This window comes from Thiorhodovibrio frisius, from assembly GCF_033954835.1.
GTDB classification, from domain to species: Bacteria; Pseudomonadota; Gammaproteobacteria; order Chromatiales; family Chromatiaceae; genus Thiorhodovibrio; species Thiorhodovibrio frisius.
The window spans coordinates 4513201-4530142 of the sequence record NZ_CP121471.1 but is presented as its reverse complement, the minus strand read 5'-3'; the positions used below and the strand labels follow the sequence as shown (position 1 = coordinate 4530142).

Below are 16942 nucleotides of genomic sequence, written 5' to 3'. Positions count from 1 at the left end.
ATGGGACAGAACCCGCAACAGACAATGCCAAAGGCAACGCCCGGGACCGGGCCAGAAACCACGCGAGCCAGCCACGACAGTTTCGACGCCGAGCTGCTGGCGAAAATCGACGGCACCCGGCTCTCGGTCGGCTATCACAACCCCTTCCTGATCCAAGAGCCCGACCTGATCTGGCTGGTGCTCAAGGGCAGTCTGGACATCTTCGCGGTGCCGGTGGTCGCGGGCAAGATCGTCGGCACCGGCCAGCATTTGCTGCGGGTCGAGGCGGGCGAGCTGGTCTTTGGCATGGCTCCGGCGCCAGCCCAGCCGGCCGGCCCGCCGTCAAGCGCGGATGAATCCGCCGCGCAAGCGGGCCAAACCCAGATCGCGCTGCGCGCCGTCGCCACCATGGGCACGGAGCTTTATCGCGCCCGCCGTCGCGATATCGAGGACGAGGATTTCGACATCATCGTGGTGGACTGGATCGACACCTGGATCGGCCAGCTTGCCACCGTGCTGATGCCGGTCGGCGGGCCGCGCGCGGACGGCTTTCTCGAGGCCGAGCCGGGGCTCGAATACCCAGCCAAGCGCGTCCTGTTGCCGCAAGCCCGCGACACTATCTGGCTCCAGGCCGATCAGGGCGAGGCCAAGGTCGCGGGAAATTGGCCGATCCCGGGCGCGGGCGAGGGGCGGTGGTTCCCGCTCTCCGGCAATCTCTGGCTCGCCTGCGAGAACGCCTGCACCCTGAGCGGCATCTACACGCCCACCGCTCTGTTTCGCGGCGCCCTGTGGCAAAGCCTGGATGGGTTTCACCGGGTCTTCATGGGCGCGCTCGCTAAGCGGCTGGCCGAAAACCAGCAGCGCGATGCCGCGCGTCTTGAGCAGCGCGCCGCAGGCGATCGCCTGACCTTTGGCGGCGCCCTGCGGCGTATCGCCGGCATTTTGCGGCCGCTGGGCGCGGACCGGAACCTGACCGAGGGGCTGGATGCCACCGCTGATCCGCTGCATGAAGCCGCGCGCCTGGTCGCCGCCGCCTCCGGCATCAGCATCGCTCCGCCCGCGCGGGCCAAGAATCCGCTCGCCCATCCGCTCGAGGAGATCGCGCGCCGCTCCCAGGTGCGCACCCGGCGGGTGTTGCTGCGTGATCAGTGGCATCGCCAGGACAACGACCCGCTGCTCGGCTATCTGGGCGCGGACCAGCGCCCGGTCGCGCTCATTCCCGACGGGCCCAGGCGCTATCGGCTGATCGATCCCAGCACGAACACCGAGCAACCGGTCACCGATCAGGTCGCCGAGCAACTCGCCGGCGAGGCCCAGGTGCTCTACCGCCCCTTCCCGGCCCACGCCCTCAATGTGCGCGAGGTACTGCGCTTCGGGCTCGCCGGGTTGCGGCTCGATCCCGCCACGGTGCTCGCCATGGGGCTGCTGACCGGCCTACTTGCCCTGGCGACCCCGATCGCGACTAGCCAGATCCTCTCCGATATTATCCCCCGCGCCGATGTTTCCATGCATCTGATGCTGGTCGCGGGCTTGGTGCTCGCCGCCCTGGGCGCGGCCGCCTTCGCGGTGGCCCGCAGTTTCGCCATGCTGCGCTTGCAGACCCGCATGGACGCACGCATCCAAACCGCCGTCTGGGATCGGCTGCTGAGCCTTCCGGTCAGCTTCTTTCGCGACTACACCGCTGGCGACCTCGCCGATCGCGCCAATGGCATCAACGCGATTCGCGAAGTGCTGAGCTCGACGGTTATCCAGGCCGCGCTTAACCTGGTCTTCTCGGTCTTCAGCCTGGTGTTGCTGTTCTGGTACAGCTGGAAGCTGGCGCTGGTCGCGCTGGCCGTGGTGCTGGTCATCCTTGGGCTGTCCTTTCTGGTCACCCTGATGCAGCTGCCCTTGCAACGAGAAATGATCGGCCGCGGCGGCAAGATCGAGGGCCTGGTGTTTCAACTGCTGGTGGGCTTGTCGAAGCTGCGTATTTCCGCGGCCGAGGCACGCGCCTTCGCGCGCTGGGCCGAGCAATTCAGCATCACCAAGGACCTGACCTATCGCGCCCGTCGCCTCGCGGCCTTGCAGCAGGTGCTCAACGCGCTCTTCCCGCTGATCGCGTCCATCGTCTTTTTTGCCATGATCAGCTTCGCGCTCAACAAAAGCGCCAACCCCGGCGGCGCCGAGTTTGCCATGGCTCAGAGCGGCTTCGGCATCAAGGAGTTCCTCGGCTTTCTGCCCGCCTTCGGGCAATTCAGCGGCGCCATGACCGCGCTCTTGGGCACCCTGACCACCCTGATCACCATCGTTCCCCTCTACGAGCGCGCGCGCCCAATACTCGAGGCCATCCCGGAGCGCTCGGAGCTGAAAGCCGATCCGGGCGCGCTCGACGGCCACATCGAGTTCTCCTCGGTGCTCTTTCGCTACGACCCGCAAGTCCCGCCGGCGGTCAATCAGGTCTCCTTGCGCATCCCCAGTGGCAGCTATGTTGCCTTCGTCGGCGCCTCGGGCTCCGGCAAGTCGACCCTGGTGCGCCTGCTGCTAGGCTTCGAGCAACCGGAATCCGGCGGCGTCTACATCGACGGACGCGACATCTCCGGGCTCGACATGCAGGCGGTGCGCCGCCAGATCGGCGTGGTGCTGCAGAACGGACGCATCATGTCCGGCTCCATCTTCGACAACATCGTCGGCAGCCTGCCCTTGACCATCGACGACGCCTGGCAAGCCGCCGAGATGGCGGGCTTTTCAGACGATATCAAACAAATGCCCATGGGCATGCACACCGTGCTACCCGATGGGGCCGCGTCCCTCTCCGGCGGCCAACGCCAGCGGCTGATGATCGCTCGCGCGCTGGTGCACAAGCCACGCATTCTCATCCTCGACGAGGCGACCTCGGCACTGGACAACCGCACCCAGGATGTCGTCAACAAAAGCCTGGCGAAATTGAACATGACGCGCATTGTCGTCGCCCATCGCCTCAGCACCATTGAGCGCGTCGACCGCATCTTCGTCATGCGCCAAGGCAGCATCGCCGAATCCGGTGGCTTCCGTGAACTGATGGACCTAAACGGCGAGTTCGCCGAATTGGCGCGGCGGCAGATGGTATGACCAGTCCCGCGAGCGAAGACGATTGAACGTTCGGCGCGCACTTATCCGCGCTCCATCGATACTTGCCAAGCTTGAAACAACGCAAGGACCCCATGAACAACATTGATTCCTTGAATCGTCTTGCAAGCCAGAAGCCGATACAGTTCCCGTCCAATTTGGACGAGAATCCGCATAGGAATGTGCGGACCAACGCAAAGGGTGTTTTACCTCGATCAACAATGGAGGCTCATCATGTCAAGCAGTGACAAAACCTGCTCCCCTGAACTACACAAAAAAGTCGCCGAAACCTTGGATAGGATACTCACCAAGGCGACCGAAGACGAAACTTTTGGCGCACTCTGCGTAAAGGATTTCAGCGCCGCTTTCGAGCAATTAATTGGCAAGCCAATGCCGGAAGGGGCGCGGTTTTCCTGCGAGAAGAAGGACGGGCGCGTCCTACTTAAGGTTCCCGCCAATCAAGACAATGAAAATGATGAACTGACGGATGCCGATCTTCAAAAAGTAGCTGGCGGATTTGTCAGTCCGCTAAACATACTAGAGAAATTCCTCTTGCCTGAAGTGCCATTCCCCAGCGTTCCCGCCTATGCCGCGCCAAGCTGGTTTGGCAATCCAGGTGCTTGGTAACAGATGGTGAAACACCGTTAACAAAGCCTTACGATTGAGAAGGGCCGCCTTGGTGACAATAGGCACTACCCCATCGCTTATTGTTAACCAAGGCGGCTAGGGCGCCCCCTCCCGGACCTCCACCGCCGCAGACTGCAATCTTGATCCGCCAATAAAGCGGACTACCACTGTGAATTCATCGCGGGCTTCAGAACATGAATGCTTCCTCGACACAAGGATATCCGCGCACCGCGGTATGGGAATTGACCCTAGCGTGCAACATGCGTTGTCAACATTGCGGCTCCTCATGCACCAACAAATCTCCCGACGAATTGGATACGGAAGCAGCCCTTGATCTTTGCGATCAACTCGCGGACCTTGGTGTCGAGTTAGTTACCCTGTCCGGCGGTGAGCCTCTTTTACGTGACGACTGGGATCGCATCGGTTCCCGCCTGTCTGAAAAGGGCGTGAGGGTCAACATGATTTCCAATGGCTGGCTGCTTGACTCGGACACTGCCAGTCGCGCATGCGAGGCTGGCTTCGGCAACTGCGCGGTTAGTCTCGATGGCACCAAGGAAGTGCATGACACCCTTCGCCGCGATGGCTCCTTCGAACGCGCATGCAATGCCTTGGAGACGCTGCGGCAAGCAGGGCTGGGCTCCGCCGTGATCACGACCGTGATGCAAGACAATCTCGCCCTGCTGCCGAAAATGCGCCCGCTGTTGGAGGATCTTGGAATACAGCATTGGCAATTACAGCTCGGCATGCCAATGGGCAAGATGACCATGGATCGCGTCATTGCCCCCGAGCAGGTGGAAGAGATTGTGAGCTTTGGTCGCGCGCTTCTCGACAGCAGTCCAATTCAGCCGGTTCTTGCCGATTGTGTTGGATATTATTCCCATCACCATCAAGAGATACGCAAGTCCTACTTTGACTCCGACCATCCCTGGCAGGGATGCAATGCCGGAAAATCGAATATCGGCATCCTGCATAACGGCGATATTCTCGGCTGTACTTCAATTCGCGCGCCCGAATTTGTGGAAGGCAACATTCGGCGGACGCCGCTAAGTGTCATTTGGAATAGACCCGGCGCTTTTGCCTGGAATCGAGATTTCTCGGTCGAGGATCTCGGCGGCTTTTGCGCGAAATGCCGTTATGGCGAAATTTGCCTGGGCGGATGTCAAAACGTCAAACTCACCATGACCCAGTCGCTCCGGGACAACCCTTACTGTGCGTACAGAACTCAAGTCGAAGAACTCTCGCCAAAAATTCACCGGATGCGCAATGTTGACCAACTCTTAGACAGAGCGCGCAAGGCGCTTGCGATGGAACTATTTGAAGTCGCGGAAACCTGTCTGTTACAAGCCAATACCCTTAGTTCTGACAACCTCGACATCCTGCAATTGCTGGGTTACGCCCACTTTCGCTGCCGCCAGTACGAAAAGAGCCGCGACATCAACGAACAGGCTCTCATGATCGCCCCGAACGACGCGTATTCCTGGCATGGCTTGGGCAATGCGCTCGCCAAGCTTGGCAACATTCCAGAAGCCAAGCAGGCCATGCTGCGCGCGCGGGACCAAGCAGGCGATGCCGGCCCCCTCTTGTCCGAAATCGAAAACGACCTATCCATTCTCATGGGCGGCGAAATCCAAACCACCAACATGCAAAACACGTCAATTAGATAACGAGTATTCCAAATCGGACAGCCAGTCATCCCAGTTTCCGTGGATTTTTTGAACCGCCCCCGGTGAAGCAATCGCTCAGCGACTATTGTCGCGGTTTTGCCAACGCGAATGCCCCTTGGCCAGCGCTGCCGCTTGCCGAGCCGCCCTCCATGGCCTGGTGGCGCGCTCTTCTGGCGGAGACGGATGGTGTCAGCCTGTTCGATAGGCTACGCGAATCGCTGCCGCAGCTGTGCATGCCGCAGCGGCCGGGTGTTTCACAGTCCGAGGAATACCGGCACGCGGTGCTGCGCGGGCTCCCGCTGCATACCAGCCTTGGCGCCGAGATGCCCGGTTTGCTCGCCCCCGAACAACTGCGCCTCGAGATTGCAGCGCATTTTGCCGTCACGCTTCCGGTTCTTCGCACCTCGGATCGCGAGGATTTTCTGTTCCTGACGCGCGCGCTTGCTCACCGCTGCGAGCCGGTACCCATCGCCGCCGGTGTGCATGCCCAGGCAGTTGGCGGGCTGATTCACTGGGGCTTGATTCGCGTCCACGGACGCGAAACGCGCGCCCAACTGATCCTGCTGCATGAGGCCCCCTATGGTTCTGTTCCGGCGGATCGGGTTCCGGGCCGCCCGAGTGCCGCGCACTGGCTCGCCCTCTCCGGCGTGCTGCGGCTCGAGCATGAACTGACCCATCTCGCCACCAAGGCGCTGTGCGGGGAAATGCGCCTGAATCTGCTCGATGAGTTGATCGCCGACGCCATGGGCATGCTCCGCGCTCTTGGCACCTTTTCGGCGGACCTATTTCGGCGCTGCCTTGGTGTCGAGGAGGACGGCAGCGCGCCAGCGCATGCACGTGTCTGGACCTATGTCGCCGAGCTCGAGCAAAGCGACGCGCTGACGGCGATCCAGCTGGCACTGGAGCGGGCACAGGAGCTCGAAGCGCTGTTCAAGTCTTCACGGCTGCCAACCGATCCAGTCCAGCGCCTACGCTGGCTCTGTCAGCAAAGGCTCTGCTCGCGCTGGCGCGACTGAGCGGGCGGAAGTTTCCCAGGATCAAACTAACAGCACACAAGCCAAAAGTTGTCGATGGCACCAGTTCAGTGTTACGACTCCAACCAAGATACCATCTGGCATCCCAAGAGGTTTTGTTTATGAATTTAGTTCGATACGCTCCCCTCGGCTCCATTCTGTTGCTTTGCGTTCTTTTCTCGGCAAGCACCTTTGGCGCGAACGACTATCCGCGCCTAGAGGAATATCTCGAGCCGACCGACCTTGAGCAAGGAGACCCCGCCGGCTATGCCCAGGCCGCCCGCGATTTTCTCGCAAGCCATCCAGATTCCAGTCTGGCCCCGCGCGTGGCCTTTGATCTGCTGATGGTGGCCAAGGTATTCCAAGACCAACCGGCGCTTGCGGAAATGCGGCGGTTGTTGGCCCTGGATTACGCCCAAAGTTTCCAAGCACGCTACTATCGCTCGACATTCGCCAATGCCGGAGACTATCGCCAGATGCTCTCCGAATTGATTGACCAATTTTCTCGGCGGCCCGCCCCCGAATTTCCTGAACACTTTGCCCACGGACTCGGGGCCGCCTTGGATGACTTTGGCGATCAACTGCTCAATGATCCCGATTTTCTGCTGAAATCGGCGTACCTCCTGCAAGCCGCCGGGGAGACCGCAGGGCAGGAGGATCTGCTGGCGCGCCTCGAGCCCATGCTCGGAGGGGACGATGATCTCGCCCGAATCGCCGGGATCGCTGCGGACAGCGACCAAAGCGCCGCCGAGAAAGCCGTCGCCCTGCACGGCATGTCGACCAACCCCAGCGCGCGCTTTCTGCGCGACCTGTTACTGCTTCAGATGACGGAGGACGCGCGGCAAGCGCCCGCGATTCGCCAGATTTCCGCCGAGGCAGCCATTCAGGACAAAAGATTCGCCGATGCCCTCGCCCTGCTCCCGCGACAAGCTCCCACGGAGGGCGGAGACAAAATCCTTTTTCAGCGCGCCTGGTCCCATGCCGCCCTTGGCCAACCCGACGAGGCCCGGGCACTGATCGACCAGCTCGCGGCGGATTATCCGGACAGCCCTTGGCTTGCTCCAGGGCATGCGCTGAAGGAGTCCCAGGAGCAATATGACGCGCGGCTGAAAGCCTTCAGCAACGCCCTGATCAGCGCCGCGAAAGCCATCGCGGACCTGGAGGCGCTCGAAGGGACACTGCTTTACACCGCGGCGCCAGACGGGCGTCCCATCACGGCCTATGTGGCCATGGACCTCGAAAGAAATTTCTTTGCCACCCAGCTGCGGCGCGCGGAAACACTGGAGTTGGCCTACGAGACAGGCCCAGATGGAGCCCTGCTGTACAAACGAGGAGACAAGGTGCTGCGGCGCGCCTTGGAGCCTGGCCCGGTGCCCTCTTTCAAGGTGGACTTACAACGTGGCACCGACGGTGGATTCAACTTCAGCCTTGCCGCGAATCTCGAGGATAACCTCGGCGACCTGATCCGAGAAAACCGCTCGCTACTGGAGTCGCCGCTGCTCACAACCCGCGCGGGCAGGGATGAGTTGCTGAACTATCTGCGAGAATCTGGCTATCTGCTTGGCGAGGTGAAGCAAATCGATGGCGGTGCCACCCTGAAACTGCTTCGACCCGACGCGCGCGACCCGGATGCCTCAAGCACAACGCTGTTCCAGCTCAACGAGGCCGGCCAACTGATCGGGCTCACCATCGGTGATATCAAGATTGAGGACATGCGCTATGGCGAATCCGGCGCCATGGCTTTCTCCCAACCTGAATGGCCGCCACTCGATACCCTAACGACCGAGGAATTCGACGCGGGATTCTTCTTCGGCATCATGGATAACATGTCACAGATATTCATTGAGCCAAGCCAGCGCTGAGGTTCGCCATTCAGGCCGGGCTGCGCCAGATCGGCGCAGTGCTGCAGAATCGACGCATCATCCAAGTTCGTGGTGAGAGTTGTCCACTCAATGACGCGGTGCTAAGCTCTAACGCCTTTCTAGCACCATCAAACATTGCCCCTGGCGCTTCACGCCAGCCCTCCCTCACTAGAGCCACAATGACCAACGCCGACGCTCACGCTGACTCCGAGGCGCTTGGCCGCATTCGCTTTGTCCTTGTCGAGACCAGCCTGACCGGCAACCAGGGTGCGGTGGCACGCGCAATGAAGACCATGGGGCTGGATCAGCTGGCCCTGGTCAACCCGCGTCGCGCGCCGGATGCCGAGGCCCTCGCTCGCGCGGTGGGTGCCGATGACTTGTTACAGCGAGCGCCCATCCATCCCACCCTGCCAGAGGCGCTCGGCGACTGCCGCCTGGTAATTGGCGCGAGCGCCCGACGACGCGCGATTGAATGGCCCCTGCTGAGCCCGGCGGACGCAGCACGCAAACTGCTCGCCGAGGCAGCGGAAGGCCCGGTCGCCCTGGTGCTGGGTCGGGAGAGCTCTGGGCTGAGCAACGAGGAGCTGGCCCACTGCCATTATCTGACCCAAATCCCCGCCAACCCGGCCTTCAGCTCGCTCAACCTGGCCGCCGCGGCCCAGGTGTTTGCCTACGAGATTCGCCAGGCGTGGCTTGCGGCGACTACCGCAGACATGCCGGCGACATCGCCAGCAGACGAAGGCGCGCATGAGCCGGCCAGCGCGGAGGAGATGGCGGGGTTTTTCGAGCATCTGCGCGAAACCCTGGTGCTGGTCGGCTTTGCCAAGCCGGAACAGTCCCACAAGCTGCTGCGCCGGCTGCGACGCCTGTTCAATCGCGCGCGGCCCGATCGCACCGAGATCAATATCCTGCGCGGGATGCTCAAGGCGCTCGGCCGCCACGCCAACTCATGAATCTGCTCCATATAGAATTAACTGACTTGGTAGGATTCACCGCGGGGCGCGACCCAAGCCGCAACATGCATCCGCGACACTCAAGGAAAATCCATGTTTGAGCGACTCCGCGAAGACATTCATTGCGTCTTCTCCCGCGATCCCGCGGCGCGCAACAGCTTCGAGGTTCTGACCACCTACCCCGGTCTGCACGCCGTGCTGATGCACCGGCTGGCTCATCGTCTGTGGCAAGCGCGTCTGCGCTGGCTCGCAAGAATGCTGTCGAACGTCGCACGGCTGTTCACCGGCATCGAAATCCACCCGGGCGCCGAAATCGGCCGGCGCTTTTTCATCGACCATGGCATGGGCGTGGTGATCGGTGAAACCGCCGTGGTGGGGGACGACTGCACGCTCTACCATGGGGTCACCCTGGGCGGCACCAGCTGGCAGAAAGGCAAGCGCCATCCGACCCTGGGGCGGGATGTTGTCGTCGGCGCCGGCGCTAAGGTTCTCGGACCCATCGAGATTGGCGATGGCGCCCGCATCGGCTCCAATGCCGTGGTGGTCAAGCCGGTACCCGCCGGCAGCACCGTGATCGGGGTGCCTGGCCGGGTGATCGAGCGGCCCGCCGATGCCACCAGTCGCCGTCGCGCCGACACCGCCAAGCGCATCGGCTTCGATGCCTATGGCGCCACGAGTGATGTGCCAGACCCGGTCTCCAATGCCATCAACCGCATGCTCGACCATATCCATGTGCTTGATCACCGCGTCGAAGCCCTGTCGCGTACTTTGGAGGAGCATGGCCTGACCCGCCACTTTGAGCATCTCGATGATCTTGACGACTGCGAGATGGAGTCCGCGACCGAACAAAAGAGCAACTGATGCCCGCCAGCAAGAGACTATCCAACAGGCGCCAGCCGCACTCAGTGAAAAATTGATCGAATTAGTCAGCTATCGTAGGATGGAACATCGGTTTTCCATCGCAAGGAGTCGCCACGTATGAGATTGACTACCAAAGGCCGTTACGCGGTGACCGCCGTGCTCGACCTGGCCATCCATCACGGCCAGGGGCCGATCGCACTGGCTGACATCGCCCGCCGGCAGGGCATCTCCCTGTCCTATCTGGAGCAACTCTTTGCCAAGCTGCGCCGGCAGCGGCTGGTTTGCAGCGTGCGTGGTCCGGGCGGTGGCTATAATCTGGCGCGGGAAATGGGTGAGATCAAGGTGGCGGAAATCATCGCCGCCGTCGATGAACATGTGGATGCCACCAAATGCGGCGGTGCTGGCGACTGCTACAATGAGGGCCCCTGTCTGACGCACGACCTTTGGATGGATCTGAGTCACCGCATCTACGAGTATCTGAACCAAATCTCTCTGCGCGATCTGGTCGAGCGCCGCTGCCACCCCGCTGATTCCGACCAAACCCACATACCGCAAGAACCGATGATGGAGAGGCCGCAAGCACAGCCCAACCAGTTTTCGGCCAATGCCTGATCGGACGTGCCGCGACTTAAGGCTCGTGGTTCCGGCTATCCGGACACTAATGTGGTTTGATTGTTCGTTTCATTCACGCTAAAGGGCCTGCACTTCATGGCCGCCCCCTCGACTGAACGCCCCCCGCTGATCGACAAAACCATCTTGCTTGAGCGCACCACCCGCGCACTGATGCGGCTGCTCGCCCGACTGCCGCTTCCGTTGGTCCATCGCTTAGGCAGTGCCATCGGTACCTTGGTTGCCTTGTTTCCCAACCGCCAGCGTCGTAATACCCTGATCAATATCGGCCTGTGCCTGCCGGAACTCGGCCAAGACAATGCGACCGTGCTGCGCAACCGCTGCCTGCGCGAGTTCGGCAAAACCTATGCGGAAATCGCGCATCTCTGGCTGCGCCCCAGTGAGGACGTCTTGAGCCTGGTGCGCGAGACCAGCGGCACCGAGCTGCTCGAGCGCCAGCCGGGCAGCGGACTGATTGTCCTGTCACCTCACCTGGGGGCCTGGGAGCTTGCCGGTCTCTATCTGGCCGCCCAAGGGCCTACAGCCATTTTCTATAAACCGCAGAAATATCTGGATGACCTGATTCTCGCCGCGCGCAAGCGCAGCGGTGCGACTCTGGCGCCAATTACTGCCAGGGGGATTCGCGTGCTGGTGCAGGCGCTGGAGCGCGGAGAATACGTCGGCATCCTGCCCGATCAAGCGCCACGGGCGGATAAAGGTGCCGTATTTGCGCCTTTTTTTGGCATTCCAGCCTACACCATGCTGCTGGTCAACCGACTGTCGCGCAAGACGGGTGCGCCGGTGGTTTTTTTGTTTGCTGAACGCCTTGGCCCAGGGCTCGGTTACCGCATCCACTGCCGTAAGGCGCCAGAAGCTGTTGCGTCGGATCGCGATGAGTTCGCTGCTGCGGCCTTGAATCAGGGTATTGCCGAGTGCGTGCGCACCTGTCCGGAGCAATACCTGTGGCCCTATCGGCGCTTTCGCGAGCGGCTCGAGGGCATGCCGAAATTTTACGATGGGAAATTATCCGACAATGCCGTCTGGGAGCAAGTCACGCACCTGAAAGCACAGCTTGCGGCGTGCGGGAAATTTGAATCGGCATCTTGACGGGAGCTGCGCAATCGCGCGCCGGCATGGGAATCGAATCGCGCCGGCGCGCGTGATGGCGGCTCCCGCCAAAAAATTATTGAAACAGGAGCTTAGTCGGATATCTTGGTCGTGGTGCTGTCGGTCTCGCCCTTGCTATCGACCCAGCTGATCTCGACGGTATCCTCTGGCTCGCCACCTTTGAACTGAAACGCCAGATAAGGATCCTTGGAGACACCACCGCTGAAGAGAGCCTTCATCACGACCTGATCCTTCCATTTCGCGGTGACCTCCTGGATGAAGTGTGCGGGAATGAGTTCTTCGGTCTCTTTGTCCTTGCGCAGACCGGTTTCCATTGGGTGTTCGATAATTGACTTCACGGTGGTCACGCCATCTTTCACCTTGGCGCGGATTCGAATGCTGCTAGCCATGATTTCATCACCTCTCGCGCAAGCGCTTGCCGCTCGTCGCTATATTGAATTGAATGTCGGCTGGAATTTAACTTCGGGGCCTGAGAGTGGGGGAAGATAAAAGTCCGCCCGGGCTTGAGTGACGGCGTTCAGCCTCAGGCACCACAGCCGCCGGCGGTTACTTTCACATTCTTTGCGGCACCGAAAAGCCCTGCCGGGGTTTGCACCACAGCGATCACATCGGCGGTCTCGGCCATCTTGATATTCATCGATACATAAGGCACGGAATACTCAGACAGCTCGAAAGATGCAATCAGCGGCCTCTGGTTGCCGGCTGCGAAGATAGTGATTGACTTGGCATCCTCGAGATCAGTTGAGACGGTCAACCGCACCAAGGCGCTGTTATCGGCGGCAGGGGGCGCATCAATCTTGACGGCGTCGCTGGTCTCGAAGGTGTCGGAACCGAGCAGGTCTTTCAGCGCGGCGTCTTTGTCTTTCGCCTCGAAAGCGGCCTTTGGCCAGGCTGCCAGCAGTGCTTGCGGGATCAGCAAGCCAGCCCCAGCCGCCAGGCCAAGCGCCCCGGCACCCACGGAAGCTTTGAGCAGCGTTCTGCGTTTGTTATCGATCATGGACTGTCTCCTTTGGGGAATGAGTCAAACAGATGGAGGATCGCAGCAGACCCGGGCACGAGGCAACAATAGGTACCCAAGCGACGACCTGAGGGGAGACATCGATGCGCGACAGGAAAAAATCACGCTGCGGCAGACGGTTGTGTGCCGCTGCATCTCCTCCCAGGCTGGCTGTGATCGCTCCTGTTTATCGGAGCTGGATTTTGGTCTGTGGGCAATACCGCACGGAACCACGAGGTTTTTTGCTCGTCCACTAAGCTTACCTGAGTCGCGCGTTTGTGCAACCCTAAGCCTCATGGTCACGTCTACTTCGGCCAATAAAGTGGTTATTTCACGGTAAGGGTCTGAGTCCCAGCAACCCTGGGAAATACCCCCTGTGGCGTTCAGGTTAACGGGCATTGAGCAACGGCCGCAAAAACTGCCCGGTAAAGGAGTTTGCGCAGGTAGCAAGGCTTTCAGGCGTTCCGCTCGCCACGACTTGCCCGCCGCCGTCACCGCCCTCGGGGCCAAGGTCGATCACCCAGTCGGCGGTCTTGATGACATCCAGGTTGTGCTCGATCACCACCACGGTATTGCCGCGATCGCACAACTGATGCAGTACGGCGAGCAGGTGTTTCACATCCTCAAAATGCAGCCCGGTGGTCGGCTCGTCGAGAATATAAAAGGTGCGGCCGGTATCGCGGCGGGAGAGTTCCCGGCTGAGTTTGATGCGCTGCGCCTCGCCGCCGGAAAGCGTCGTTGCGCTCTGGCCGAGGGCGATGTAGGACAGGCCTACGGCGTCGAGGGTGTCGAGCTTGCGCTTGAGCAGCGGCACGGGCGCGAAAAACTCGAGCGCATCGGCCACTGTGAGGTTCAGCACCTCATCAATGGTTTTGCCCTTGTAGCGAATCTCCAGTGTTTCGCGATTGTAGCGGCGCCCGGCGCAGGCATCGCAGGGCACATAGACATCGGGCAGAAAGTGCATCTCGACCCGAATCAGCCCGTCGCCCTTGCACGCCTCGCAGCGCCCTCCTTTTATATTAAAGCTGAAGCGTCCCGGTCCATAGCCACGTGCGCGTGATTCGGGCACGGCGGCGAACAGCTCACGAATCAGACCAAAGAGCCCGGTGTAGGTGGCAGCATTGGAGCGCGGCGTGCGCCCGATGGGACTTTGGTCGATCTCGACCACCTTGTCGAAATGCTCAAGCCCCTGAATGTTCCTGTAGGGTGCGCCCCGCAGGCTGGCCTGGTTGAGCTTGCGCGCCAGGATGGGATAGAGCGTGTCGTTGATCAGGGTGGATTTGCCAGACCCAGACACGCCGGTGATGGCGCAAAAGGTGCCCACCGGAATGGCGATGTCGACGCCTTGCAGATTATTGCCCGTCGCGCCAAGCAGCCGCAGCCAGCGGTCATCCGCCGCCGGCCGGCGCTGCGCGGGGATCTCGATCCGCAACACGCCTGCGAGATAGCGCCCGGTCAGGGAGGCCGGCTCGGCCATGATCTGCTCCGCTGTGCCCTGGGCGACAATCTCCCCGCCCCGCGCGCCCGCGCCCGGTCCAAGATCGACAATCTCATCGGCGGCGCGCATGGCCTCCTCGTCATGCTCGACCACGATCACGGTATTACCGCTGTCGCGCAGCCGCCGCAGCGTGTCGAGCAGCCGGGCATTGTCGCGCTGGTGCAGGCCGATGGAGGGCTCGTCGAGAATGTACATGACCCCTACCAGCCCGGCGCCGATCTGGCTGGCCAGGCGAATGCGCTGCGCCTCGCCGCCAGAGAGGGTGTCGGCCCCGCGTGCGAGGCTGAGATAGGTCAGGCCGACATCGGCGAGAAAGCGCAGCCGCGCGATGATTTCACGCAGGATTTTCTCGCCGATGGCGGCGCGCTGGCCGGTCAGTTCCAACGAGTCGAACCAGTTCAGGCACGCGGCCACCGGCAATGCGGACAGCTCGGGCAGATTCTTTCCGTCAATGCTTACATGACGCGCCGCACGATTGAGCCGGGTGCCGGCGCAGGTCGGGCAGGGCTGGCGCGAGAGGTAGCGCCCGAGTTCCTCGCGCACCAGGGCCGAGTCCGTCTCACGATAGCGCCGCTCCAGCATGGGCAGAATGCCTTCAAACACTCGCTGCTTGCCACTGCCGCGCTCGTGCGGAAGCTTGAGTTTAAGTTTGTCTTGCCCGGTGCCCTTCAGGACCTGAGCCTGCACGGCCCCAGGCAGCTCGCACCAGGGTGTGTTTAGATCAAAGCCAAGATGTCCCGCCAGCGCCTCAAGCATGCGAAAGTAATGGCGATTGTTGCGGTCCCAGCCACGGATGGCACCGTCCGCCAGGCTGAGCGCCGACTGCTGTACCAGCTTGGCCGGGTCGAAGAATAATTCATGTCCCAGTCCGTCACAGGTTGGGCAGGCGCCGGCGGGGTTATTGAAGGAGAACAGGCGCGGTTCCAGCTCGCTTAAACTGTAGCCGCAGACCGGACAGGCAAAGTTGGCCGAGAAGGTCGTCTCTGCCACCCCGGATTCGGGCTCCATGGCCGCCAGGTGCACAAGACCACCGGACAGGGCCAGTGCCGTCTCTAATGACTCGGCCAGCCGCTGGGCGCGATCAGCGCGCACGCGAAAGCGGTCGATCACCACCTCGATGTCATGTCGGGTTTTGGCATCCAGTGCCGGCGGCGCGTCTAGCTCGCACAACTGGCCGTCGATGCGCGCCCGCACAAAGCCTTGGGCATTTAGTTCCGCGCACAGCGCCTGATACTCGCCTTTGCGGTCGGTCACCACGGGCGCGAGCAGCATCAGCTTCTCGCCCTCGGGGCGGCTTAGAATCTGATCGACCATCTGGCTGACCGTCTGCGCCGCCAGTGGCTCCCCATGCTCGGGGCAGTGCGGCGTGCCGACGCGCGCGAACAGCAGTCGCAGATAATCGTGGATCTCGGTGATGGTGCCGACCGTGGAGCGCGGATTGTGCGAGGTGCTCTTCTGCTCAATGGAAATGGCCGGCGACAGTCCCTCGATATGATCGACATCGGGCTTTTCCATCAACGACAGGAACTGCCGCGCGTAGGCCGAGAGCGACTCGACATAGCGCCGCTGCCCCTCGGCATAGAGGGTGTCGAAGGCGAGCGAGGACTTACCCGAACCGGACAGCCCTGTGACCACCACCAACCGGTTGCGCGGCAAGTCGAGGTCGATGTTTTTGAGATTGTGGGTGCGTGCGCCGCGAATGCGGATCTTGTCCATTACCGTAACAACAAGCTTCATATTCCGGGGTGGCCGGGACCATGAGCGTCAGGCCGGGAACAGCGTTTTGCTCTGCGATCTTTTTCCATCATCCCTTGATTCCGCCCCGGAACGGGCCGAAGTCCAAGGTTGTTTGGATATATACTGACATAAACGCTGGAACCTACCACTGAGATCAACCCTCGGAGATCGCCCATGGCTACCGAACCCGTCGCCGTCGTCACCGGCGCCTATCGCGGACTAGGGCTGGAAACCTGCCGCCAGCTCGCTGCACGCGGTTATTGCGTCGTCCTCACCGCTCGCCGCGAGGCCGAGGGCCAGACCGCCGCCGGCAAACTCGCCGCCGAAGGGCTGGACCTGCGATTTTTTCCGCTGCATGTCACCGAAGAATCCTCGGTGCTCGGATTGCGCGATTATCTCAGCAAGGAATTCGGCCGCATCGACGTGCTGGTCAATAATGCCGGCATTTTCCCCGACCCGCCCCCCGGCACGCCCGGCTCCAGCATCTTCGACGCTGATCTCACCGACCTGCGCAGCGCCTTCGAGACCAACACCCTGTCGGCCCTGCGTCTGTGCCAAAGCCTGATTCCACTCATGCAGGGCCAGGGGCGGGTTGTCAACGTCTCCTCCGGCATGGGCCAGTTGAGCGACATGAATGGCTTCGCCCCCGCCTATCGGCTATCCAAAACCGCCATGAACGCTGTCACCCGCATCTTCGCCGACGAGCTCAAAGACACCGGCATCAAGATCAACTCCGTCTGCCCCGGCTGGGTCCGCACCGAAATGGGCGGCAGCAACGCCACCCGCTCCATCGAAGAAGGCGCCGAAGGCATCGTCTGGGCCGCTACCCTGCCGGATGATGGCCCCAGCGGCGGCTTTTTCCGCGACGGTCAGCCCATTCCCTGGTAGCACCGCCGGGAGCGGCTGCAGCCACGGCTGAGAAACCGA

General features: G+C 61.6%; 13 protein-coding genes. 10 read left to right on the top strand and 3 right to left on the bottom strand.

Annotated features, from left to right (window positions below):
* The 9 genes from Thiofri_RS20730 to Thiofri_RS20690 all read left to right on the top strand — a co-directional run bounded on the left by Thiofri_RS20730 (position 1) and on the right by Thiofri_RS20690 (position 11762).
* The gene (locus Thiofri_RS20730) at positions 1 to 3069 is read left to right on the top strand and encodes an NHLP bacteriocin export ABC transporter permease/ATPase subunit (protein WP_009148045.1); all 3069 of its coding nucleotides are present in this window, start codon (positions 1 to 3) and stop codon (positions 3067 to 3069) included.
* Between the two features lie 231 nt (positions 3070 to 3300).
* The gene (locus Thiofri_RS20725) at positions 3301 to 3693 is read left to right on the top strand and encodes a hypothetical protein (RefSeq protein WP_009148044.1); all 393 of its coding nucleotides are present in this window, start codon (positions 3301 to 3303) and stop codon (positions 3691 to 3693) included.
* A 194-nt stretch (positions 3694 to 3887) separates the two neighbouring features.
* Positions 3888 to 5357, top strand: a complete 1470-nt coding sequence (locus Thiofri_RS20720) for a radical SAM/SPASM domain-containing protein (protein WP_009148043.1) — start codon at positions 3888 to 3890, stop codon at positions 5355 to 5357.
* Between the two features lie 62 nt (positions 5358 to 5419).
* A complete protein-coding gene (locus tag Thiofri_RS20715) occupies positions 5420 to 6373 on the top strand; it encodes a DUF7005 family protein (RefSeq protein ID WP_009148042.1) in 954 nt (317 codons plus the stop codon).
* 119 nt (positions 6374 to 6492) lie between these two features.
* Positions 6493 to 8232 carry a tetratricopeptide repeat protein gene (locus Thiofri_RS20710; protein WP_009148041.1) on the top strand — a complete coding sequence of 580 codons (1740 nt, stop codon included), beginning with the start codon at positions 6493 to 6495 and terminating at the stop codon, positions 8230 to 8232.
* Between the two features lie 179 nt (positions 8233 to 8411).
* Positions 8412 to 9185 carry an RNA methyltransferase gene (locus Thiofri_RS20705; protein WP_009148040.1) on the top strand — a complete coding sequence of 258 codons (774 nt, stop codon included), beginning with the start codon at positions 8412 to 8414 and terminating at the stop codon, positions 9183 to 9185.
* A 93-nt stretch (positions 9186 to 9278) separates the two neighbouring features.
* Positions 9279 to 10046: a serine O-acetyltransferase gene (gene cysE / locus Thiofri_RS20700; protein ID WP_009148039.1), complete on the top strand. Its 768-nt coding sequence runs from the start codon at positions 9279 to 9281 to the stop codon at positions 10044 to 10046.
* Between the two features lie 117 nt (positions 10047 to 10163).
* On the top strand, positions 10164 to 10658 hold the full coding sequence (locus Thiofri_RS20695) for a Fe-S cluster assembly transcription factor (RefSeq protein WP_009148038.1): 495 nt from the start codon (positions 10164 to 10166) through the stop codon (positions 10656 to 10658).
* A gap of 96 nt (positions 10659 to 10754) precedes the next feature.
* The gene (locus Thiofri_RS20690) at positions 10755 to 11762 is read left to right on the top strand and encodes a lysophospholipid acyltransferase family protein (RefSeq protein WP_009148037.1); all 1008 of its coding nucleotides are present in this window, start codon (positions 10755 to 10757) and stop codon (positions 11760 to 11762) included.
* 92 nt (positions 11763 to 11854) lie between these two features.
* Here Thiofri_RS20690 and soxZ read toward each other — a convergent pair whose 3' ends face one another.
* From soxZ to uvrA, 3 genes are all read right to left on the bottom strand, one after another.
* Entirely contained in the window at positions 11855 to 12172 is a 318-nt protein-coding gene (soxZ, locus tag Thiofri_RS20685; RefSeq protein ID WP_009148036.1) for a thiosulfate oxidation carrier complex protein SoxZ, read from the bottom strand.
* Between the two features lie 134 nt (positions 12173 to 12306).
* Positions 12307 to 12780, bottom strand: a complete 474-nt coding sequence (soxY, locus tag Thiofri_RS20680) for a thiosulfate oxidation carrier protein SoxY (RefSeq protein ID WP_009148035.1) — start codon at positions 12778 to 12780, stop codon at positions 12307 to 12309.
* A 388-nt stretch (positions 12781 to 13168) separates the two neighbouring features.
* Positions 13169 to 15994: an excinuclease ABC subunit UvrA gene (uvrA, locus tag Thiofri_RS20675; RefSeq protein ID WP_009148034.1), complete on the bottom strand. Its 2826-nt coding sequence runs from the start codon at positions 15992 to 15994 to the stop codon at positions 13169 to 13171.
* A gap of 195 nt (positions 15995 to 16189) precedes the next feature.
* Here uvrA and Thiofri_RS20670 point away from each other — a divergent pair, with 195 nt between their 5' ends.
* Positions 16190 to 16903 carry an SDR family oxidoreductase gene (locus Thiofri_RS20670; protein ID WP_009148033.1) on the top strand — a complete coding sequence of 238 codons (714 nt, stop codon included), beginning with the start codon at positions 16190 to 16192 and terminating at the stop codon, positions 16901 to 16903.
* Positions 16904 to 16942: the final 39 nt, after the last annotated feature.

Coding starts and splice junctions, on each gene's coding strand:
- Thiofri_RS20730 (WP_009148045.1), top strand. CDS start 1: ATGGGACAGAACCCGCAACAGACAATGCCAAAGGCAACGCCCGGGACC.
- Thiofri_RS20725 (WP_009148044.1), top strand. CDS start 3,301: ATGTCAAGCAGTGACAAAACCTGCTCCCCTGAACTACACAAAAAAGTC.
- Thiofri_RS20720 (WP_009148043.1), top strand. CDS start 3,888: ATGAATGCTTCCTCGACACAAGGATATCCGCGCACCGCGGTATGGGAA.
- Thiofri_RS20710 (WP_009148041.1), top strand. CDS start 6,493: ATGAATTTAGTTCGATACGCTCCCCTCGGCTCCATTCTGTTGCTTTGC.
- Thiofri_RS20705 (WP_009148040.1), top strand. CDS start 8,412: ATGACCAACGCCGACGCTCACGCTGACTCCGAGGCGCTTGGCCGCATT.
- cysE (WP_009148039.1), top strand. CDS start 9,279: ATGTTTGAGCGACTCCGCGAAGACATTCATTGCGTCTTCTCCCGCGAT.
- Thiofri_RS20695 (WP_009148038.1), top strand. CDS start 10,164: ATGAGATTGACTACCAAAGGCCGTTACGCGGTGACCGCCGTGCTCGAC.
- Thiofri_RS20690 (WP_009148037.1), top strand. CDS start 10,755: ATGGCCGCCCCCTCGACTGAACGCCCCCCGCTGATCGACAAAACCATC.
- soxZ (WP_009148036.1), bottom strand. CDS start 12,172: ATGGCTAGCAGCATTCGAATCCGCGCCAAGGTGAAAGATGGCGTGACC.
- soxY (WP_009148035.1), bottom strand. CDS start 12,780: ATGATCGATAACAAACGCAGAACGCTGCTCAAAGCTTCCGTGGGTGCC.
- uvrA (WP_009148034.1), bottom strand. CDS start 15,994: ATGGACAAGATCCGCATTCGCGGCGCACGCACCCACAATCTCAAAAAC.
- Thiofri_RS20670 (WP_009148033.1), top strand. CDS start 16,190: ATGGCTACCGAACCCGTCGCCGTCGTCACCGGCGCCTATCGCGGACTA.